13 protein-coding genes and 1 tRNA gene are annotated in these 20,675 nt (G+C 56.8%); 5 read left to right on the forward strand and 9 right to left on the reverse strand.

Going from position 1 to position 20,675, the window contains the following annotated elements:
• Positions 1–6: 6 nt before the first annotated feature.
• Genes NA78x_RS01025 through NA78x_RS01035 form a run of 3 tightly spaced genes read right to left on the reverse strand, consistent with a single transcriptional unit; the run spans position 7 to position 3,211 of the window.
• The gene (locus NA78x_RS01025) at positions 7–1,164 is read right to left on the reverse strand and encodes an ABC transporter permease (protein WP_425616557.1); all 1,158 of its coding nucleotides are present in this window, start codon (positions 1,162–1,164) and stop codon (positions 7–9) included.
• Complete coding sequence (locus NA78x_RS01030; protein ID WP_425616558.1) at positions 1,164–1,865, reverse strand: ABC transporter ATP-binding protein; 702 nt, start codon at positions 1,863–1,865, stop codon at positions 1,164–1,166. Before NA78x_RS01030 ends, NA78x_RS01025 begins: the two co-directional genes overlap by 1 nt.
• Positions 1,866–1,915: 50 nt before the next feature.
• Entirely contained in the window at positions 1,916–3,211 is a 1,296-nt protein-coding gene (locus NA78x_RS01035) for an efflux RND transporter periplasmic adaptor subunit (RefSeq protein WP_425616559.1), read from the reverse strand.
• A gap of 239 nt (positions 3,212–3,450) precedes the next feature.
• Here NA78x_RS01035 and NA78x_RS01040 point away from each other — a divergent pair, with 239 nt between their 5' ends.
• The gene (locus tag NA78x_RS01040; RefSeq protein ID WP_425616560.1) at positions 3,451–4,611 is read left to right on the forward strand and encodes a hypothetical protein; all 1,161 of its coding nucleotides are present in this window, start codon (positions 3,451–3,453) and stop codon (positions 4,609–4,611) included.
• A 135-nt stretch (positions 4,612–4,746) separates the two neighbouring features.
• On the opposite strand, the gene NA78x_RS01045 is transcribed toward NA78x_RS01040, so the two are convergent.
• From NA78x_RS01045 to NA78x_RS01060, 4 genes are all read right to left on the reverse strand, one after another.
• Positions 4,747–6,822 carry a transglutaminase-like domain-containing protein gene (locus NA78x_RS01045; protein WP_425616561.1) on the reverse strand — a complete coding sequence of 692 codons (2,076 nt, stop codon included), beginning with the start codon at positions 6,820–6,822 and terminating at the stop codon, positions 4,747–4,749.
• 628 nt (positions 6,823–7,450) lie between these two features.
• Positions 7,451–8,485 carry a PIN/TRAM domain-containing protein gene (locus NA78x_RS01050; RefSeq protein WP_425616562.1) on the reverse strand — a complete coding sequence of 345 codons (1,035 nt, stop codon included), beginning with the start codon at positions 8,483–8,485 and terminating at the stop codon, positions 7,451–7,453.
• A 216-nt stretch (positions 8,486–8,701) separates the two neighbouring features.
• On the reverse strand, positions 8,702–9,745 hold the full coding sequence (locus NA78x_RS01055) for a diguanylate cyclase (protein ID WP_425616563.1): 1,044 nt from the start codon (positions 9,743–9,745) through the stop codon (positions 8,702–8,704).
• Between the two features lie 172 nt (positions 9,746–9,917).
• Positions 9,918–10,055, reverse strand: coding sequence for a hypothetical protein (locus tag NA78x_RS01060; RefSeq protein ID WP_425616564.1), 138 nt, complete (start codon positions 10,053–10,055; stop codon positions 9,918–9,920).
• Positions 10,056–10,306: 251 nt separating this feature from the next.
• Here NA78x_RS01060 and NA78x_RS01065 point away from each other — a divergent pair.
• Positions 10,307–10,380 (forward strand) — tRNA-Asp (locus NA78x_RS01065).
• A 74-nt stretch (positions 10,381–10,454) separates the two neighbouring features.
• Here NA78x_RS01065 and NA78x_RS01070 read toward each other — a convergent pair.
• Together NA78x_RS01070 and NA78x_RS01075 are read right to left on the reverse strand one after the other, a co-directional pair.
• Positions 10,455–11,402 carry a VanZ family protein gene (locus tag NA78x_RS01070; protein ID WP_425616565.1) on the reverse strand — a complete coding sequence of 316 codons (948 nt, stop codon included), beginning with the start codon at positions 11,400–11,402 and terminating at the stop codon, positions 10,455–10,457.
• A 108-nt stretch (positions 11,403–11,510) separates the two neighbouring features.
• Positions 11,511–12,359, reverse strand: coding sequence for a hypothetical protein (locus tag NA78x_RS01075; protein WP_425616566.1), 849 nt, complete (start codon positions 12,357–12,359; stop codon positions 11,511–11,513).
• 527 nt (positions 12,360–12,886) lie between these two features.
• Between NA78x_RS01075 and NA78x_RS01080 the strand changes: the two genes are divergently transcribed.
• The 3 genes from NA78x_RS01080 to NA78x_RS01090 all read left to right on the forward strand — a co-directional run bounded on the left by NA78x_RS01080 (position 12,887) and on the right by NA78x_RS01090 (position 20,667).
• Positions 12,887–13,867 carry an exosortase/archaeosortase family protein gene (locus tag NA78x_RS01080; protein ID WP_425616567.1) on the forward strand — a complete coding sequence of 327 codons (981 nt, stop codon included), beginning with the start codon at positions 12,887–12,889 and terminating at the stop codon, positions 13,865–13,867.
• Between the two features lie 85 nt (positions 13,868–13,952).
• Positions 13,953–16,052 (forward strand): polysaccharide biosynthesis tyrosine autokinase, encoded by a 2,100-nt coding sequence (locus NA78x_RS01085; protein WP_425616568.1) that lies wholly within the window; start codon positions 13,953–13,955, stop codon positions 16,050–16,052.
• The gene (locus tag NA78x_RS01090) at positions 16,009–20,667 is read left to right on the forward strand and encodes a tetratricopeptide repeat protein (RefSeq protein ID WP_425616569.1); all 4,659 of its coding nucleotides are present in this window, start codon (positions 16,009–16,011) and stop codon (positions 20,665–20,667) included. The genes NA78x_RS01085 and NA78x_RS01090 overlap by 44 nt, the downstream gene beginning before the upstream one ends.
• Positions 20,668–20,675: the final 8 nt, after the last annotated feature.

Raw genomic sequence — 20,675 nt, forward strand, 5'->3', positions numbered from 1 at the left:
CCTTCGCTAAATCACGCGCCGCAAGCCATCAATTACTGACAGATTGGCTGCTCGAATTGCCGGGCCAATTCCACTGACAAACCCAACTCCTACAGCCACGCCGAGCAGAACCAACATCCAAGGCCCGGCAAATTGCGAGATTGGCAGCGGAAAGAGTGCCGGATTGAGATTGTACAAGCTTTGCCACAAGCCACAGCCCATTGCGATGCCGAGGATGCCACCGGTAATGGCGATGAGACACGCTTCGCCCAAAACCAACTGTAGAATTCGCTTCGGCCGAAATCCGATCGCCTTCAGCACCGCGATTTCCGTCGTTCGCTCGCGCATCGAAAGCGCCATGCCATTTCCAGCGACAAGTGTGAGCGACAAAACTACCGCACAGCCGATCATCAAGACGAACAACTGCAGGTTGCCCATCATGTCGGCGAACATCTTGGCAAACGCACCTTCGGTTTGCGTCATCGTGGGAAAATCGGAGTTTGCGAAGGCCTTGTCGATCGACTCCATCACCGCGGGCATGTCGTCCGCAGTCTTCGTCTTCACGAAGATGCATCCGGCATTGCCATCGCCGCGAGCCTTCATATTCCTCAGGCCTTCGTCGAGGTATTTCCAGTGATAGAGAATCGTGTTCGTCGGGCCTTTGTGGAATTTGAAGTAGCCGCTGACTCGCAATTCGAGATCGAACTGATAGATCGTTCCCTGCAATGGCAACTTGTCGCCGATTTCCCATTTCATGCGTTTGGCCAGGTCGTGGTCAACCATCACGCCTTGCGGGTCATTGATCCATGCCTGGTGCTGCTCGGGATCGACGCTGAATTCGCTCCAAACCTTAAAGACGTCCTCGGCATTCGTGCCGAATTGCGCAAACTCAGCCATCTTGTTCTGATACCTGCCGCCGTACCAGGCATAGGGAACCGCAGCAACGACGTTGTTCAATCTGCCAATCTTTTCGACATGCGCGATCGGCAATTTTCCGGCAAAGCCCTGAATATTCAGCACCACGACGCGATTCTCGGTCGCCGAATTGGCCCAGGTATCCTGCATCGCCTTGTAGCCATGCAGCACCGTCATGAATGCCAGGCTGAAAGCGATCGAGAGAATCGTGAGCGCGGAACGGAGCCAATGCCGCGTGACGTTGCGCCAGATGTATTTGAGTGTATGCATTACGCCCTCCCGGCCATGGCCACGTCGCTGACGAGCAGGCCTTTTTCCAGATGCAACTGCCGGCTGGCGCGCTGAGCGGCATGCGGATCGTGCGTCACCATGATGATGGTTTTCTGAAACTCGCGATGCAGCCGATCGAGCAAGTCGAGAATTTCGGCCGCCGATTTGGCATCGAGATCGCCCGTCGGTTCGTCCGCGACGATGAGTGTCGGATCGGTCACAATGGCCCGCGCAATCGAAACTCGCTGTTCCTGACCACCCGAGAGTTGCCGCGGAAAGTGATCCATGCGATCGGACAGGCCCACCACTTCCAAGGCTGCTTTCACGTGCTCGTCACGCTCCTTGCGCGAGAGCTTGGTGAGTGTGAGTGGCAGTTCCACGTTTTCGTAAGCATTCAAAACGGGAATCAAATTGTAAAGCTGGAAAATGAAGCCCACGTGGTGCGAACGCCAGTTGGCGAGCGCCCCTTCTGACATCTGCCCCAGATTCTCCCCCTCGACGGTAATCGTGCCGGTCGTGGGTTTATCGAGGCCAGCGATCAGATTCAGCAGCGTGGTCTTGCCCGAGCCCGAAGGGCCCATCAGCGACAAGTATTCACCCTTCGCGATCTCCAGATTCAGCCCTTGCAGCACGGGGATCTGAATCTTCTCGCGACGAAACTCTTTGTACAGATCGCGAACGACAACCAGGGAATCAGCCACAAGCATCTCCGTGAGCAAGTAAATCGGAACGACTGAATGCGCGCCGCGTGTTATTCGCGTAACTTGACCACGCTGCCGTCCTGCAAGCCTTCTGGTGGTCGCACAATCACGCGCTCACCACCAGCGAGGCCAGAAAGTATTTCCGTGCGGCCATCTTTATCGCCGCCCACCGTGATCTCAACCAGCCTCGCTCGCGAACGATCGTCGAGCGTCCAGACCGAAGTCGATTTGCCATCCCCCGTAACGACGGCGCCGCTATCGCAAAAGATCCGCTTCTTGCCCGACTCGGCATCTTTGTCCGTTGCTTCAGGCAGAAAATAGACGGTCGCGCTCATGTCGGGAAACAGCCTTTCGTCGGCGTCCAAAATTTCGACCTTCACCTTGATGGTCGCTCGCGCGCGATCGCCCATGGGGATCACTTTTCGCACCTTGGCGGCATAGCGACGATCGGGAACCGCTTCGACCGCCACTTCGCAAGGCGAGCCCGAGCGAATGCGGCTGATGTAGTCTTCTTTCACATCGCATTCGACTTCGAGTCGCTTGAGATCGGCGACGGTAACCACCGACCCGCGCCCTGAGGCCTCGCCCATGCCGCCTGGCAGAATCGATTCGCCGATTTCGGCATCTTTCGAGATGACCGTGCCGTCGAAGGGTGCCCGGACGATCATGTTTTCTTTGAACTGTTCCGTCTCCTGCACACGCGCTTCAGCTGACAGAATGGCCGCTTCAAGGGTCTCTTGCTTGGCGACCATCGCGCGGTGCTGGTAGTAGGCTGTATCGTGATCCGATTGAGGGAGCGCGCTCGATTGCTGCAACTTGGACGCTCGTTCCAGATCGTTCTTGGCGCGAGCAATGGCCACTTCGTTCTCGCCCAATTCGGCCTTGGCTCGCTTGAGCGCGGCCTTGGCACCAGCGAGTGCCGCTTCGACATCCTTATGGTCCAGCACGGCAATCACCTCGCCCTTTTTGACGAGAGAGCCTTCTTCGACCATCACCGCTTCGATTCGTCCGGCGGCCCGAGCGCCGATATTCGCCTGGCGATACGACTCGATGTAGCCGGTGGCGACGACGACCGCATCGGCGGCTCGGCCAACCTCAACGACCACTTTGGTGACGCGCACTTCAGGGCGCGAGCGGACGGCATCGGGAATCCATTCGCGGTTCGAGAGATCACCGAGCATCGGCCGCACAAACCAACCGACGATCCCGAGCAGCAACAGGGCTACGATCCCGAGAACCAATCGGCCCAGCCAGCCGCTACCGGCGGAACGAGTTGCCTGGCGATCTTCGCGGCGAATGCGCAGGCTGGATAGTGCGTCGCGCTTGTCTTGATTGCTGAGCGTCATCGCGGGAACCTCTGGGCCGAGAACAAACGAGTCGCGTTATTCTAACAACTAAGAAAACTTCCGGCGACTCGAAATGAGGGGTCCCCGGGTTGATCGGTGAGCGCTTATTGAATGCCTATTCAGGGGATAAGATTTGCCCAAAAAATAGTTGCAATTTGCCACGGAACTCGCCACAGTTCACCATTACCCGCCTCTTTCATCTGCCTTACTAACTCCCACCGCTCGCAAGGTTGCCACGCATGGCTGCGCCGTCGCTCCGCGATGCCTACGATTGTGTCGTGCTGGGCAGCAGCACGTCTGCTCACCTCCTCACCACTGCTCTTGCCCAAGCCGGCCTGCACACGCTGGTATTGCAGTCCGCCCATTCTCCCTTGGCGTCTGCCTGGCTGCAGCCGCGGTTCAGCTGCAGCACCGATGCCTCGCCGCGCAGGTCGCTGCTCAGTGGCGTGCAGCTGCTGAACACGATGGGGCGTTTGATGGCGTCGCTGGCGACCCCTGCCGGCGAGAAACCCGTCGCGGCTTTGCCGCTCTTCGATCGCGAACAAAGCTCGCGGCCGCAGGTGACTCATTTGCAACTGGCCGACGATGCCGAAGTGACCAGCCAGCAGACTGGCAGTGTGGAAATTTGCTCGCCACGTTGCCAACAGCAGGTTCGCGCGAGCGTTGTGATTCAATTGGTTCCCATTGCAGGTACGCCGCCCCGCACTGCGATCGGCGGACTCTACCGCGGAGTGACGTTGCTACCGGGCGAAGATCGCCAGGCGCTGCTGTTTGCAACCACGCGCGGGGCGGAAGTGTTTTGGCTCGTGCCGCAGGCGGATGGCCTCTGTAGCCTCGGCCTACTGAGGGCCGCTACGGAATCAACGGGCGAACAGTCAGCGGGCAGCGAGCTTGAGGAGGCACTGGTCGCTTGCCCAGCGCTCACGCAGCGATTGATCGCCGCGCAGCTTGTCGGCGGTTTGCACCAGGTCCACGAAGAGCCTCTAGCCGAGAAGCGCCCCGATCATTGGCTCACACTGCCCGATTGCGAAACCTGGATCGATCCTGTCTTCGCCAGCGGGCACTGGCTGCTAGAGCAACTGCTGCCGCAGGTGATGGCGGCGGTTACCAGTGCCTGCGCGAATAGCGCTTGCGTGAATCAAGGAGCCTTACCTTCGCTCCGGCAAATTGCCTGGCAAGAATCCGCTCAGCAGCTTCGCACGCGCATCGATCGCTGGTATCGGCCCGAAGAAATGCTCAAGAGCGTTGGCGACGACCTGGCCACGAGCACCATTTACTCGCAGTTGCTCGCCAGCGAACGCGCGAGCGAGGCGCCCAGCAGTACGCCGCCATCCGCATCTTCATTTTCGTGGGAAGCCCGCGGCATCTTTGCCCCCCGGCGAGCGCTGCTGAGTTTGTAGGCTTCCTCAGTTCAAAGTTTAAGGTTTAAAGTTCAAGGTTTAAAGTTCAAGGTTCAAGGTTTAAAATGCAGGAAGAGCTTGCTTCCCCAACCTTAAACCTTGAACTCCCCGGGCTTCCGGTTCGCGAAATGTTCCTTACGGAAGGTAAGAAACCTTGATCCAACTCGCCGGTCCCCGCAGCCCGAACTTGTTGACCGCGCGAGCTTGCCAGCGGTTCTCGCCGGATCGCAGTGACCACGTGAAGTCCGAGCCCTTGAGGATCTTCTCGGGGCCCTCATCAAGCTGCAGCACAAAGTGAGCAAAGCTGGGCATGTTGTGCGTCAGTCGTACGCTAACTTCGCCGGGCTTTTCTTGTTGCTCCAGCCACAGGTGCGTTTGGTTGATGGGAAAGTTCCAGTCCTGCTCGCGCGTAATGCGAGTGGGATACAGAATCGAGGCGGGGTATTTGTCGTCGGTCCACACGTGATGGCCGGTCCAGAACCAGCCTCGCATGCCTTGATTGAGCGGCAGGGGTAACTTGCCATCGAGGAACTGCGTGTGCGGAATCATCCGCAGTTCGGCAAACGCCGGAAACTCGCCAAAACCTCTCCACTCGTAGGGACTCTTGGCGAGCACCACGACTTCCGCCGCGCGAAACGGCTGTTGTTGAAAGTGAGCCACTTGCCGCTCGCGCAGTTCAAGCAGGCTCAGTGGCCGGCGCGTTGCTTGGTCGACGAAGTACCAGGCAGCTTGGCCGTCGACGTAGATCCACTGGTTGAGTTCGTTCGACCAGATCTCGACGACTTCGTGCCCACTGCGAATCTTCAGGCCGTGATCGCCCGAGCCAATCGATACGCACCTTCCCGGCATGCCGAGGCTTTCGCAGGCCTGCAGAAACACCAGGTTGTACTGCTGGCAAAACCCACCCACGGGCGTGCCATCGGCGTGCTTCTGCAAAATCTCCAGCGCATCCCACTTGGGATATGCCTCGCTCAAATGCCCCTTCGTCCAGAGTTGTGAACTCCACACCGCCAGCTTCGCCATCCGCTCCAGATCGGTCTGGCAACCCTTCACCACATCGTCGAGCTGATACTGCTGACGGAGTTGCTGGAGGCGAGGGTGGTCGAGCGATTCGAAGGGAAAAGGAGAATACCGCTCGGGAAGCGACGGATTGTGCCGAGTAAGGAGTTTGATCTTGTCCGTCCAGGTATCAATTGTTTCGACTTCAGCAATGATTTGAATTCCTCTCAGCCGGGACGACTTGTCGGGACTGATCGGCGGCATCGCGATCTCGATATCGAGATGCCGCGCCAGGCTGTCTTCAGCCAAGTTGAAGACTGTGCCCAACTGAGAAAAGCTGGGTTGGGGAGCTGTGTTATCTGCATCGCGATTGCGGTGACTCACGGTGATCGACGGGCCAGGCAATTCGGAGAAGTCGCCATCGAGCGAGATACTCACCCGCCGCATCTTTACCCGTTGCGGAGCGATGTTCTTGCCGTGGAGATTGGCGACATCAATCGTGGGCAGGCGGATGACTGACGTTGGCAATTCGCTGGCCGGCGCGTATCCATCGAGATACAGGCGAACGTAGTACTCCCCTTCGATGTCGTTTTTCGGTCCCAGCTTGGTGGGTTCGAACGGAGGCACGTCCTTCGTCAATTGGTAGCTTTGCTGAGGGCGAGAAAGCTCTGCTGGACTCGCACAGCTTCGCTCATCGCGGCGGGCGATCCACAACTTGCCGTCGCCCGTCAAACTGATTTTGTTCCCACCGTCGAGCAAGACCTTGGGCGGTATCTCGAACTTCTTCCAATAGTTACCGGCTTTCTGCGGACTGCTTAAATCGACAGGCTGGCCGTTGATCGAGCCAACGAGAGCCTTACCGCTATGCCCAACCAACAAGTAAGCACGCGGCGGCAAGAACCGATCGTCGCTGGCCAGCGGACGAAGAATCGGAAGGCCAGCAAGCGGCACTTTCAAAATTTGAACCGCCGCAATTTCGGGTCGCAGGAGCTCTTCGTTGGGTTTGTACGAGTAGCCCGCCGCGTTGCCGTCGTTCTCGATCAAATAGCCTCGCTGCAACTCGAGCGATTTGCCATCCCTTGCGAGTTGCAGGTTTTGCACCGTCGCCCGCGAGAAGATCTCGCTCGCAGACAGGCGAAGTTCTTCGGCACCGGCGAATCGATCTGCGCTAGTCAGCAGCAACGCAAGCAGCAGTACAGTAGTGAGCTTCATGGCAACGTGCCTCGGCGGGAGAGCGAATAAGTGACGTAGCAGGAGGCATCTTGAGCGCTGACGAGCGGGCCAGCAAGGAAAAAGTGGGGCAGCGAGCGAACCGGTGATGTGTTCGCTTCGCATTCGTCCCGATGGGCCGAAATCGGGAACATAATTTGCAGTCAGTTGTTAAATTGTATTTGACAATATGCAACAGAGTTTATAGCGTGTAATGTGGTAACTACGACTTAGGAAGCAGGCAGCCGAACGGGAGTATGGGGCCGTGAATAGTGATGGGAGCGCGATGATGGAGAAGCGTGCGAATGACAAAAATCATGCAGGCGGATTGTGCATCATGGGCGCGAGGGCGGTCCGCAACGGCGCGAGGACGGGTTATCACTGGCAGCTTCAAGGGGGGCTGTTCAGGGGGTGTCCCGTGGTTATCAAACGGTTATCGGCAATTCGCCCGATTCTCCGATTTTTTGATCGCAAGTTAAGTGCTGAATTGACGTTCGATCGATTGATTATCGCGAAAAAATCGGCGAAAAAGTTATCAAAAGTGGTTATCAAGGCAGCATGCAAGCGCGGCAGCAATCGTTGCCGCGAAAGAGGACGGTGGGTGGCAAGCGAGAATTGCGGAATGGTCAGATTACGCGGCGGCGTAGCGACCGAAGATCATTCGCCCAGCGCTGGTTTGCAGCACGCTGGTGACCGAGATTTTTACTTCCTTGCCGACGAACTCGCGGCCCCCTTCGACCACGATCATCGTGCCGTCGTCGAGATAGCCTACGCCTTGCCCGGCTTCTTCGCCCGGTTTGACGATACGGACGGCCAGGGCTTCGCCAGGCAAGAACACCGGCTTCAGCGAGTTCGAAATGTCGTTCAAATTGACGACCGGCACATTGTGCAGCTTGGCAACCTTGTTCAGGTTGTAATCGCCGGTGACCACTTTGCCACCCAGATGCTTGGCCAGCAGTACCAGCTTCATGTCGACAGGTTGATTGGCGGCTTCGGGCATTTCGCGGTCGTAGATCTTCAGGTCGATGGCTTCGTTGGCGCGCAAGCGATTGAGCACGTCGAGTCCGCGGCGACCGCGAGCCCGGCGCAGTTTATCGCTGCTATCGGCAATGGCCTGCAACTCGTTGAGCACGAAGCGGGGCATGATGAGCTGGCTATCGAGAATATTGGTCTCGGCGAAATCGGCGATGCGGCCGTCGATCACCACGCTTGTATCCAGAATAAAAGGCTTAAGACCTTTTACTTCTTTGGCGAATTCCACATAGGGGATGATAAAGCGAAAGTCGTCCTTGGTTTGCAGCAGCACGCTGATGCACGTATAGCAGAGCACCATGCCGAGCATCAGCTGTACGACGATGCGCGCAATGGGAACATGCTTGTCGTTGGGGTCGGGTTCTGGCAACAGTGGGGCCAAGGCGAGCATGAGGATATAGGTGAGGAGCACACCAATCAGCAGGCCGAAATAGACACCCGAGATAACTTCGATCTGTTTGCGGGGAATGAGGACGTCGGCGGCAATGACCGCACTTGCCAGGACCAGGATGCCGCAGAAGATCATCCACGGAATGGCGGGCGAGCCTGTGTAATCGCGCAACAAGCCAACGAACAAAGTTGCCACTCCGATGGCAACGAGCATGAATACACAGCGAAGAACGAGCAGCGGCATGAGGCTACAGAATCACCTAGCGAATGGGAGGGCTTGGTGGGGGGCGATTCCATGAACACGCCCTACCAGGAGAAACGGCAGGCGTTTCCCACACGAAGTATAGTTCATGAGTGCCTAATCAGCCACCCGTTGCCCGCGCCGCTTTGGCACTTTGGAGTAGGTTCCTACCAGTCGCGACGATTCTACCATTTAGGCCAGAATCTCAGCCGCAGGTTACTACTTCATGCTGGTCAGCTCACCTTTAGGAGCGGCAATCCGCTCGACTCCGCTTGTTCGCAGAGTTTGGCTGACGTGACGGATGGTGTCACGGGCCACGGTGTCGTGATTGACCTTACGGCCGGTGATCGCAGTAATCGACTCTGGCTTCGCCAGTGGTTTCTCGGCGGCACGCACGCTGGCTCCCAGGTGCTGAATGACCTGGTTCCGACCACCTGTTTTGGCCGAGTACAAAGCCGCATCGGTGCGGGCAAGCAGCCCCGCGACGTCGTCGGCCGTCATCATCTCTGCCACGCCGCAGCTGACCGTGACCGGCGAGAGCTTTTCGATGGTGGTTCGCATCCGTTCGGCAAACGCACTCGCGCCACGCAAGCTGGTGCCGGGCAACACCACGACAAACTCTTCGCCACCAAAGCGGCACACAACATCCGACTCGCGCGCATATTGATCGAGCAGTTGAGCCACTTGCTGCAGCACCTGATCGCCGCGCGGAGAGCCTTGTTCATTATTCAAGTGCTTGAAGTGATCGATGTCGAACATCGCCACCGAGCAGACCAGCCCATAGCGAGTATGCATATCCAACTGCGAAGCGAGGAGCGCTTCGAGCGATTTGCGATTGCCGAGTCCGGTGAGGCCGTCGGTGCGCACTTCGCTGAACGACATCAGCTGATTGGCTTGCTGGCGAATAAGTTCGTAGGCCTGCGTCAGCCGTTCGGTCAAATGCTGCGTTGGTTCGAGCAGTTTATCGGTTTCGCTGGCGAGCATTTCGATCGGTTCATTCGGAGCGATTTCGCCGGCTTCGGTCAGATCGCGCAGGCGACTGCGAAACTTGCCAAGGCTTCCCTGGTGTCGCGCCAGGTCGCGGCGCACTTGCTGCGCGACCACTTCCAGATCGCGAATGATGCCGCGGGCCCGTTTCAACTCGCGGCGAAGTTGAGCTTGATCGTTCGGAGCAGGCTGCGTGCGTTGACCAAACAAGTAACCGATCACCGCAATGGCAGCGAGCGCTACCGTGGTTGGCAAACCGAGGGACACGATGTCCATAGCAGGAGTCTCCAGCGGCGCGAGCGACTTCGCAGGTTCGAAGCCGATTCAGCACCGCGATCGAGGTGGGCAGGTGAGCAGGGGGGAATATATGGGGCGGGAAGCTTGCAGGCAGGTTGGCGAGAGCGGGCTGGGCTGGCGGTGGGTTTGTCGGCGAGGAAGCGCGAAGCGGCTACATGCGGGTGTTCATGCCGCGCATGCAGGCGACGCCGACAACGACCAGCACCACGGCAAGGCCCATCCAGTGAATTCGCTCCATGTGATTGATCTGGCGAATCAGCAGATCTGAGTATTTCGAGAACATTGCCATGCGACGACCCTCTTCAACAACGCAACCAAAGCTGGACGCCGGCAACCTGCGCAGGCGTCCCCTAATTCAAGCGTAGCTTATGGTTACGCGCAGTCCGGTTTGTGCTGCGTAGCTGCCGCAAGACCGTCTGGCTGGCTGCAAAACCCGCGTTTTCGACATAACCCAACCGCCGTCGAAAAGAGTTCTGGCCTGGACCGCGCCCGGGACTTGCGAGACTCCGACCGCATGCTAAAATTCACAGTCTCCCGTAAGGGGCCGTAGCTCAATTGGTTAGAGTACCGGACTGTCGATCCGGTGGTTGCGGGTTCGAGCCCCGTCGGCCTCGTTTGATTAAGTTCAATAGCTATAAGAACTTGCGACAAAAGCCCCGAAAGGGGCTTTTGGCGTTTCTTGGGGCGACTACGTTGTCGTACGCTCGGCCAGACGGAGTTCACCGCTGCGGAAAACCAGCACGCCAATTGAAACACCGACACCGCCCAGCACAACATCTGTCAGGCTCGCCGTGCGACTGAAAACGAATACTTGGGCGAGCTCAATTGCCGCTATGACTGCAACGCCTTTCAGCGTAGCTGTTACAATCAATCGCCAGCTTGAGCTCGTCGTCCTGAGCGATCCTGCGAGTGCGCCGATGGGTACTGCCAACAACACGTCTATAGCTAAGCGCGTAGCTGCGTCCCAGATCGAACCAAGATCTGCGAACGGAACTAGCGAGATAATCCCTTCGCGATACTTTAGGGCTAATTCTCCTGGGCGAATCGTCAAGTCGAGCGGTAAGAGGGAATAGAGGATGAATCCGGCCAGGTAAGCTAGGAGCAGCCAGGCGATGGGACTCGCTGGAACCTCAATAGCAAAATAGCTGCCCATCCACCGCGTGACATAATTGCCGCAACCAATCCAGGCGAGCGCACCAATCAAAGCCCCAAGTGACTCCGCTGCAATATCGTTCTGCGATGCTGTTCTCGCTGGAAACCAGATTTGTGTGAACTCGATTGCCATGCTCAAGCCGGCGAGAGTAGGCACCAGCAGCAACGCCCACGTCAACGCTACCAAGCGAGAGCGGCCGACGCTCAGCGCGACGAGCCAGAAGTAGCCCAAGGGCATAAAGAGTAGGATATTTGAGACCCAATCCGAGCGTGATTCGATGGTCAAATGCAGGAACGGTATCTGGCGGAATTGCTGGATCGCTACCCGGAGACTCACCGCTCTGAATTGATGTGGCACCAGCGAGCCATAGATGGCGATCAACGTGAAGATGGCCGCTGCTCCAAGCAACCAAATGCGAGCGGACTGCCACAATTCGGCCTGCTCGAAATTTCCACCCATCCGCAGCTGGTGAGCGTTACCCATCAACCCCGCAACCCTTCCGCAATCGTCCGGCTCAAAACGCAAAAAGCCAAGCGGACCACAGGGGCTCGCTTGGCTTTCACAGTGAACGATTGCGCCAGCTGGCAAACGCTAAGCTGCCGGCTTACGACGGCGGAAGTAGCTCATTCCCAATCCACCAAGTCCCAGCATCGACCAAACCACCAAGCTAGCAGGTTCGGGGACAGCTGGGAGCAGCACGGGATCAACTCCCGCCGCCTCAAAGGATCCGATATTGACGTCTTCGGTGATGTCTGAAGTGATTATGAAGTCAATGCCTCGCACCGACGTGAAGTCGAACCCGCCAAAGCTGTTGAAACCAAGATAGTAGTCCAAAGTATTGCTTGGACCAACACTGATACTCCTAGTTGCTGAGGTGCTTGCCGAATAGACTGTAACGGTAAATGTCACGGTGAAGTCCGACATCACGTCTGTAAAGACGAACGCGTTGTTCGCGCCAGCTTGTGTAAGATCTAGTGCATTTGATGCTAAGCCACCCGCCATTCCATCATTCAGCAACCTACCATTCGTGAACGAAGGAGATGTATCAACGCCATCGTACTGCAACAACAAAACTGACCCCGTTCCGTTTGTGCTATGCAACAAGCCGTTGTTGTTGAATCCAGCGTCGCCCGCGGCGGACGTCAGTGCCAATCGCACATCGCGTTCTTCGCCTAATACCAAATTTGGTGAGTCAGTGGAGATTATCTCTCCGAAAGGAGTGGGTAAATATCCAGCATTGGTGTAGGTGGCGGCAGGGGTTGAACCAATAATGGCCGGAGGCGTGCTCGTAAACGGAATGCCGGTAAAGAAAGTCGTATTTATTGCAATAAACTGATTTGGGGTAGAGAACTGATCAATGACAATCGTCGCACTTGCGGTAGAGCAAGCAAGGGCCATTCCCAATGCGACGAGCATGCTTAAAATAACTGTGATTTTCATGTGTACGCTTCTTTCAGCGATCGTTTCTATCTGCGAAACCGGCGACACAACCGTTCGCTCCATCCACTTCTACCTGTCCTATGCCGCAGTTGCAGCCGACATGACAGCGACACCCAGAAATTCTCAAAGTCGTTCGCCTGCTTGGCTGAAACGACATTGTCCTGCTGTCAGCCAGCGAAAGGGCTGTCGGTCTTTTTTGCAAGCTCGGTGCGTAAATCGCTTGACGAATCAGAATTGTGGTGTAGTATGCGACAAGTTTGAACTCCGATCCCGGCTCACTTCTTTCCTCTTTGAGCCGGGGTGATCAAGGGCTTGGCCCATCCAATTGGGTGTCACCCAGGCGGACGGAGTCTAGGAAGTTCGCACGCGGGCTGCAGGCTTCTCTTCGATTACAGCTGCATTAATCTGCAAGAGTATCTAACGAATTTAGTCGTGATTGAGATCTCGATTCGCGAATCTACTCAGCAGTAATATCGCAAAAACGAGCCGAAAACGCCGTTTCATTTTCTCTCTCTAGTTCACTTCGAATGTCGCACGCCGTAGGTCCCGACAAAACTTCGCGCACTGCTCGCCGCCGTAAAAATACACCACCGAAAGTGGTGCAGGCAGCGGAAATAGCACCGGCCCAAGATCGTCAAGACGTAGTCGCACGCTGTGCGATTGGAGTCGTCGTCTTGGCGGTTGGTGTTTGGGCCTACTGGCCGACACTGCTTGAGATGAGAAACGCCTGGGAGCGAGAATCCGACTATTCGCACGGCTACTTGGTTGCGCCGTTGGCAGCTTTTTTCCTCTGGTGGCGCCGAGATTCGTTCCCTGGTGTTGGCCGCAGCTCGTGGTTGCTGGGGAGCGCGCTGATTGCTGCTGGCATCGGCTTGCGAATGGTGGCCGGGGCCTTCTACTTCGAATCGATTGATGGTTGGTCGATCCTGCCATGGATTGCGGGTGCGGTTGCCATCCTGTTTGGATCGGCAGCTTTACGCTGGGCCGCGCCATCGATCGCCTTCTTGTTCTTCATGGTTCCATTGCCATTCCGGATGGAAAGCATGCTCAGCCTACCGCTGCAAGGCATCGCCACAAAACTCAGCTGTTGGATACTGCAGCTGCTTGGCCAACCTGCCATCGCCGAAGGGCACACGATTCTGATCGGCGAGTACACGATGGAAATCGCTGAGGCTTGCTCGGGGTTGCGACTCTTCGTCAGTATCTTCGCGCTCGCATTCGCCTACTTGATGCTTGTGCGAAAGGCCTGGTGGGAGAGAGTGCTGTTGGTGCTGAGTGTGCCGGCCATCGCCATCGCAGCAAACGCCATTCGGATCGTCGTGACTTCGCTGATGTACCAGTATGTGTCCGGCGAAGCAGCAAAGAAGTTCTCCCATGACTTCGCAGGCTGGGCGATGATCCCGCTGGCCGCCGCCATGTTTTGGTTGGTTCTTTGGTATCTCGGCAAAGTATTGCGCGAGCAGGAGCAGCTCACCGTTAGTGCTCTTGTTCGTCGTGTAGAAATCTGACCACCGTAATCGAGGCAGGGTTTTCCACTTGAGTTCGCCAATTTCATCCAACCCAGATTCATCGGCAGGTAAGCAACAGTTCGACGTGCGGACAGTTTTGCTGGCAATCCGCTGCTGGTGGAAGATCGCCATCCCTGCGGCGGTTTTGTTGGCCGTCGCGGCCGGTAGTGCTGTGTTCTTACTGCACAAACCACTGTTCACGGCAGATTCTTGGATATTGATTACCGACAAAGAGGTTGTCTTGAATCGAGATGTCCACTCCGACTCAAAGAGGTTCATTCAGAATCAGTTTGAATTCATCCGCAGCCCGAAGCTACTGGGACCGCTGATCAGCAAGCCTGCCATCGCGGTAACCCCCGAACTGGCCGAAACGCGTGACCCCATTTTGGAGTTGGGTAAGAGAATCAGCATTCGGCCGCGCAGCAACTCAGACATCTACGTCGTTTCGTTTTCGAGCGAGTCTCCGCAAAAGGCCGAGTTGGTCGTGAGAGAAGTCGTCAACGCCTACTTGGCCTTCAACACTCGAATCGAATCGGAGCAAGACTCTCGTATTATTCGGCTGCTGGAAGAGCAGCGGGCAGCCCGCTACGAAGAAATGAATCAACTGCGGGAAGTGGTGCGGGAGCTGTCGATTGACTTGACCGGCGTCGATCCATTTCGTTCGCAAACAACCGAGAAGGAGGCCGTCAATCCGCTGGCCACACTTCAGGACGATCTCGCTAGGCTTGAGGTCGAGCAAGAGATCTTGGCCCATCGCATCCAGTTCGAAGAAGAGCGACTGGCCAAGCAGACGGTGGAGCCTCCCGCTGCGGAAATTGCGGCGGTAGTCGAATCGCACGAAGCCTTTGTCAGTTTGCAGTCCCGGATCTATGCCTTGAAAAAGAAGGAGGCTGATCTTCAGCGGATCGGCAAGAATCTCGCCAGCAACTCGCTGTACAACCAAATCAAGGCAGAATTGAAGGCGCTAAATGACGAGGTCGAGCCTCTGCGCGCCAGTCTGCACAAAGAAATCAAGGAGACGATGGTTCGCACCGCGGCCAAGAACAGCGTCAGCCTGTTGGCAGAGTTGAAGCGAGAGTATGAACTTGGAAAGTCCCGTCTGACCGTGCTGAAAGCGCAGTTTGACAAAGGATTGGGGAAGGCCAAGGAGTTTGCTGGCACCACGTTGGAGTTGGAGTTCCGCAAGTCGAAGCTGGAACAAGTCACCAGGATTCACGACCAAATTTCAGCTCGCATTCTGGCTATCACTACCGAGCAACGCGCGCCGAATCGTGTGGAACTGTTCAAAGAGGCGGCCATTCCTGTTCAGCCTGACGAAGTGTTTCCCTTGAAAAAAGTCGCCTTGGCGGGAGGAATGGCCTTTTTGCTTCCGCTGGCCTTGGCGATCGGCTGGGAACATTTGGTGCGTCGCGTGAGCAGCCGCGCTCAGCTGGAGACTAACCAGATTGCAGTCATTGCCGAGGTCGCAGCGTTGCCGACTCGAACGCGCAGTTCCGATTTCAATCGCAAGGGTGCCAATCGTGATGTGCTGATGTTCGAAGAGAGCGTCGACAGCCTGCGAACGTACCTGAGCCTGGTCGAATCTCTCCAAGGGCTCCGTGTTCTGGCAGTCACCAGCGCCGTGAGCGGCGAAGGAAAAACCAGCCTGGCAGCCCAACTGGCAGTCAGTATTGCTCGTGCGACGGGCCAGCCGACGCTGTTGATCGATGGCGACATGCGGTCACCAGACGTCCACCAGATCTTCGATATCGACCAGTGTCCCGGGCTGGCCGAAGTGCTCTCCGGCGAGTGTCCTGTGGACGAAGCCATTGAAACCAACTTCAACGAAAAGTTGCATATTTTGACCGCCGGCCAACTACGTTCCAGTCCGCATCGCCTGCTCAGCAAGGGTGAGTTTGGACTGTTGCTGAACCGCCTAGGCGAGACCTATCAGCACATCATTGTGGATACGCCTCCCATTCTGCCTGCCAGTGAATCCTTGGTGCTTGCTCGCTCGGCTGATGCTGCGGTCCTTTGCATGCGGCGGGACTATTCTCGCATGCATCAATCGCAAGACGCCGCGAAGAGAATGGCTGCGGCCGGCGTGCAATCGGTGGGGGCCGTCTTGGTTGGGATTCCCCTGAACCAGTACGCCTATAAGTATGGCCAGTATCTCTACGACGCAGTGCCGGAACAGCCTACTTAAGTCGCTCTTCGCTTCTTCCCAGGTCAACGACGAACTTCTCGCTAATTCCGTGACATCCATCGACTCTAACGCTGGCTCGGCGAACTCAAATCGCAAGACGCGAGTTCTCAACATTCCTTTCCTTGTGCTGAGCTTGCTGTGCTTCGCAGCGATCGGCATCGGTGCGCACTTTGCCCGCAATTGGCAGGTCGCCCGTACCGCGACCATTCTGGTGGAGCGGGCAGATTCGCTGGAAGAAGAAGAGAAGTGGCTGGCAGCCGCTGAATATCTCAGTCGCTATCTGCAGTTAGCTCCCGACGATCACACTGCGAGGATTCGGCTGGCTCGCACCTTCAAACAAGGCCTCCCCCATTTCTCGCCCAAGAGCAGGTCTCTCCATCAACGGGCAATCAGCCTGTACTTCAGGGCCATCGGCACCGGCGTCAAAGAGGAAGAGCTTTCACTGCGACAAGAGGCTGGAGTGTTGTTGATCGCAAATGGCCAGTATTTAGAAGCAGAACAGGAAGCGGCGAAGATATTCGTGTTGGCGCCGAACGATGCTATTGGTCTACGACTTCGTGCGGTCGCTCTGGCTCGTCAGTATGGTAAGGGCTCCTTTGCCCGCGAACGACTCAACGAAGTTGGCATCATCAGTGCCTTGCGACGCGCCCACCAAGCCAATCCGGGTGATGTCGAACTGGCCGAACTGTTGGCTCTGTCGTTGCGAGACAAGACTATCTCGACTGCTGAAATCCCGGATGTCAGAGAGGAAGAGCGGTTTGCTGAAGCTGATGGCTGCATCGATCGTCTGATTGCAACGTCGCCCCAGGAAGCGCGGCCCTACCTTTCCCGCTATGCCTATCGCACCAAGTATGCGTTGGCCGGGGCTAGGGAAGATTTGCTCAAGGCCGAAGAACTGGAGCCGAACAATGTTGTCGTACTGATGACGGCAGCGCAAGCCGCTCAAAGCGAAGGGATGCGGATTCGGCAAACAGGAGGCACAACCGCAAATGCAACGCCCCATTGGGAGCGGGCTCGCGATTTGTACCAGAAGGTTCTTGGTCACAAGTTTGCTGACCTCGATCCATCTCCACGGATAGCGCTCGGTGAAGTGCTGCTTCATTTAAACGACTTCGAGGCTGCTTCCAAGATCTGGACCGAAGGGCTGGCAAAGTTCCCGCAATCAGCCATCGCGTTTCAGACACCCTTGGTCAATGCGTTGATCGACGCGAATGAACTGGATAAAGCTGGGCGGGTATTAGATGACCTTGATCGAGAAATCGCCCGGCTCCCTTCGTCGACTACCAAGGAAGCTCGTCTGCAACTACAGCGCGACCAGGATTATCGCCGCGGCCTGTGGCATGTCAGGAATCGACGTCCTCAGCAGGCGATTCCTCACTTGCGACAAGTCGTCTTACGTCAGGAGCAGTTAGGCGTCGAGAACGAACAATCGGCGCGAGCCTGGCTATTGCTCGGTGGCGCATTCGCAGCTAACGGCGACTGGGTGGAAGCTGGAACAGCTTACGATCGGGCCGGTGGCCAAATGCCCAAGTCGGCGTTTGCGAAACTAGGGGCTGCCGTTGCTTGGTTGGCGGCGAATCGCTCGGATCTGGCCGTCGAACGTGCCGAGAAGGCGGTTCAGCTAAGCGCCAGTGGCAGGGCCTTCCATACCTTGGCAGCCGCCTTGTTTCAGCAACAGGCAGCGCTTCAAGAAAAAGATCAGATCTGGAAGCGATTGGAAACTTCGCTCAACGAAGCGCAAGCTCGGGCTGCCGATGGCTCCATGGAAGAGCCATGGCGAACCGATTTGCTGAGGGCGGACTACCTGGTAGCCAAAGCGAAGAGTTCCGATTTGCCTGAGGAGGGGCGACTGCAAGCACTCGACGTGTTACGCCGAGCAGGCGAAAAGTATCCCGAGGCCAAGGAGTTTTGGAAATCGCTGGCCATTGTCTATCAGTTGCTTGGTCAACCCAAAGATGCAGACCTTGCCTGTGACCAGTTGGCAATTCAGAACGCGGAGGAGGCGACTGTCATTCGAGCTCGCGTTCTGACGATGCGCAGAGAGTACGACCGCGCAGAAGAGCTGCTACTGAACTCGTTGAAGAGTGCGACCGTTGCTCCACCGGCAGTTCAACGCGAAATGATCAATGTGAAACTGGCGCGCCGCGATTTTTCGGGAGCTCGCAAGCTCCTGTTAGGTGCCCTCGAAAAGAACCCGCAGGACTTGGCAATTCTACGGATCATTAGCGATATCGATTTGAATGCTCGCGAGTTGACCGACCTGAAACGCTGGGAAGCGGCTATGGATACCAGCGGAGACAAAGGCGCTACCTTGGCTCGCTATAGTCGAGTTCGGCGACTGATGATCGAGGCCAAGTCAAACAACGATCCCTTGCTCAATCAAGCTGCCGACGAAGTCGCGGTCCTCCATCATTTGCGATCCACCTCTCCCGAGGTTGCAGCGCTCAAGGGATTGGTCGAACAAAGGCTCGGCCGTTTCGATTCGGCCATCTTGGCTTTCGAGCAAGCGATCGACTTGGGAGAACAGCGAGTCAGTATTTTTGAGCAACTCATAGCCTTGCTCGATCGCCGCAATCGCTCGGCTGACGCGGAAAAGTATCTCTCTCGCCTCAAGTCTCACGTTCCGTTCTCCCACGACCTCACGGCCTTCGAAAGCTCTGTCGAAATCAGAAAAAACCAGCCCGATCATGCGGTAGAAGTTGCGCGTCGCGGCGTTGAACGTCGCCCCAACGATCCCACTGCTTACATCTGGCTGGGACGCATGCTGTTGGTCAACAACCAGCGTGAGGAAGCGGAAGCTGCCTTTAAGCAAGCGGTAAAACTTGAGCCAGAAAACGTCCGCTCTTGGAATGGCCTGTTTTCCTTTTACGTTCGCCAGGGGAACAAGGAAGTCGCGCGCAAGACCCTCGCTGAGCTTAGTCAACAGGCGAAACTGGGGGGCGCGGAGCGGAGTTTTGTTTTGGCACAGGGTTATGAATTGCTCGGCGACACCGCCGCGGCCGGCGACGAGTATCGCAAGGCCACCGACCTGGCTCCCGAAAACACGGCCATCCTGCTGCGAGTCGCTGGCTTTCACCTGCGGACCGACCCCGAAGAGTCGCAGCGGTGCCTGCGAAAAGTGTTGCGGCTCGACCCACAATCGAGCATCGCTCGGCGCACGCTCGCCGCCATCCTGGCAGCTCGAGGGACCGAAGCTGACTGGAATGAAGTCAAACAACTGCTGATCGACTTTGCTGACAGCAGCCAATCATCGTTAGACAATCGACTGTCTGCCATCCTGCTGATCCAGCGCGGTGGTGGAGACAACTATCAAAAGGCGGTCGCGATTCTCGAGGAGCTGATCGCCAGTCCCGAGAGCCAGGTTCCCTCCGATCGCCTCATGCTCTCGCAACTTTACGAAAAGCTATCCCGAATTGCCGTCGAGCCGCCAGAGGAAAAGCGATACTTGGAGAATGCCCGAGAGCAGTTCGTCAATCTCTGTGCACGATCGACAGCGCAGCCAGAACACCTCATCGCGTTTATTGAATTCCTGGTCCGGCACAAAGACAATCGCGAAGCAACGCGGTGGTTGAAGAAGCTTAGCGACCTCCAGCCTATCGCGCAGCGATCTTCCGCTTTCCTCGCCGAACAGATTCGCTTGTCACTTCTGCTGGACGATGCAGCTCAAGCCGAATTGCTGCTGACCACGCTCGAAGCGAAGGACAAAGAAACGATCGCGATTGTTTCGCTTCGCTCGCAGCTGATGCTTCGTCAAGGTAAGTCGGCAGAGATTCCGGCTTTTGTCAATTCGGCTGGTGAGCGACTGCTGGCTAAAGCGTCGAACGATCAGCAGCGGCTGGCCGCGCTGCAGAATCTGGGTGCGATTGCTGGCTCCGTGAAGGCCTTGCCACTTGCCGAAGCATGGTACCGCAAGCTCTATGACAAGTCTCCTCTAGCCTTCGAACCACTGGCCCGCGTACTCGCCGAGCAGGGTCGATTGTCCGAGGCGATGAGCATTAGTTTGCGAGCTGCTGAGAAGAGCGAGAGCCCCAAGCCGGCCATCACTCTCTCCCGCCTGCTCATCAGTTTCAAACCCAATCCCGCGGAAGCGAAGCAAGCTGAAAAACTTCTGGCTGCTGCTGCGAAGAACTTTCACAAAGACTCTCAATTGCTCTTCAGCCTCGCCTCGTTGCGAGTGGTGCAAGGGCGAATGGAAGAAGCGGTCGAGCTGTTTCGAGAGGTTGTTGCTCAAAATCCGCGACACGTCGTCGCGCTCAATAATCTGGCCACTCTGCTCTCGGAAAACCCGAACCAGCGCAAAGAAGCGCTCAAGCACATCGACAAAGCGATCGAGATCACCGGAACCGAGGCAGCCCTCTTCGATACCAAGGGGACGATCCTGCTGTTCGACGGCCAATCGGATAAAGCAGTCGAATTTCTGCGAGCCGCCGTCGATAGCCTCGAGGCAGACCCACGCTACCGGTTTCACTTGGCACTCGCTTATCACGATCTGAAAAACATCGAGTTGGCGCGGACCGAACTAGAAAAGGCTCTGCAGCAAGACCTTGAGAAGCAGATTCTCACTCCGAACGAACAGAAACTGCTCACCGAGTTGCGGTCGGCACTAATCCCCTAACAGCCTAC

It is taken from the genome of Anatilimnocola aquadivae, assembly GCF_049819085.1.
Lineage (GTDB): Bacteria > Planctomycetota > Planctomycetia > Pirellulales > Pirellulaceae > Anatilimnocola.

Coding starts and splice junctions, on each gene's coding strand:
- NA78x_RS01025 (WP_425616557.1), bottom strand. CDS start 1,164: ATGCATACACTCAAATACATCTGGCGCAACGTCACGCGGCATTGGCTC.
- NA78x_RS01035 (WP_425616559.1), bottom strand. CDS start 3,211: ATGACGCTCAGCAATCAAGACAAGCGCGACGCACTATCCAGCCTGCGC.
- NA78x_RS01040 (WP_425616560.1), top strand. CDS start 3,451: ATGGCTGCGCCGTCGCTCCGCGATGCCTACGATTGTGTCGTGCTGGGC.
- NA78x_RS01045 (WP_425616561.1), bottom strand. CDS start 6,822: ATGAAGCTCACTACTGTACTGCTGCTTGCGTTGCTGCTGACTAGCGCA.
- NA78x_RS01050 (WP_425616562.1), bottom strand. CDS start 8,485: ATGCCGCTGCTCGTTCTTCGCTGTGTATTCATGCTCGTTGCCATCGGA.
- NA78x_RS01055 (WP_425616563.1), bottom strand. CDS start 9,745: ATGGACATCGTGTCCCTCGGTTTGCCAACCACGGTAGCGCTCGCTGCC.
- NA78x_RS01060 (WP_425616564.1), bottom strand. CDS start 10,055: ATGGCAATGTTCTCGAAATACTCAGATCTGCTGATTCGCCAGATCAAT.
- NA78x_RS01070 (WP_425616565.1), bottom strand. CDS start 11,402: ATGGGTAACGCTCACCAGCTGCGGATGGGTGGAAATTTCGAGCAGGCC.
- NA78x_RS01075 (WP_425616566.1), bottom strand. CDS start 12,359: ATGAAAATCACAGTTATTTTAAGCATGCTCGTCGCATTGGGAATGGCC.
- NA78x_RS01080 (WP_425616567.1), top strand. CDS start 12,887: ATGTCGCACGCCGTAGGTCCCGACAAAACTTCGCGCACTGCTCGCCGC.
- NA78x_RS01090 (WP_425616569.1), top strand. CDS start 16,009: ATGGCCAGTATCTCTACGACGCAGTGCCGGAACAGCCTACTTAAGTCG.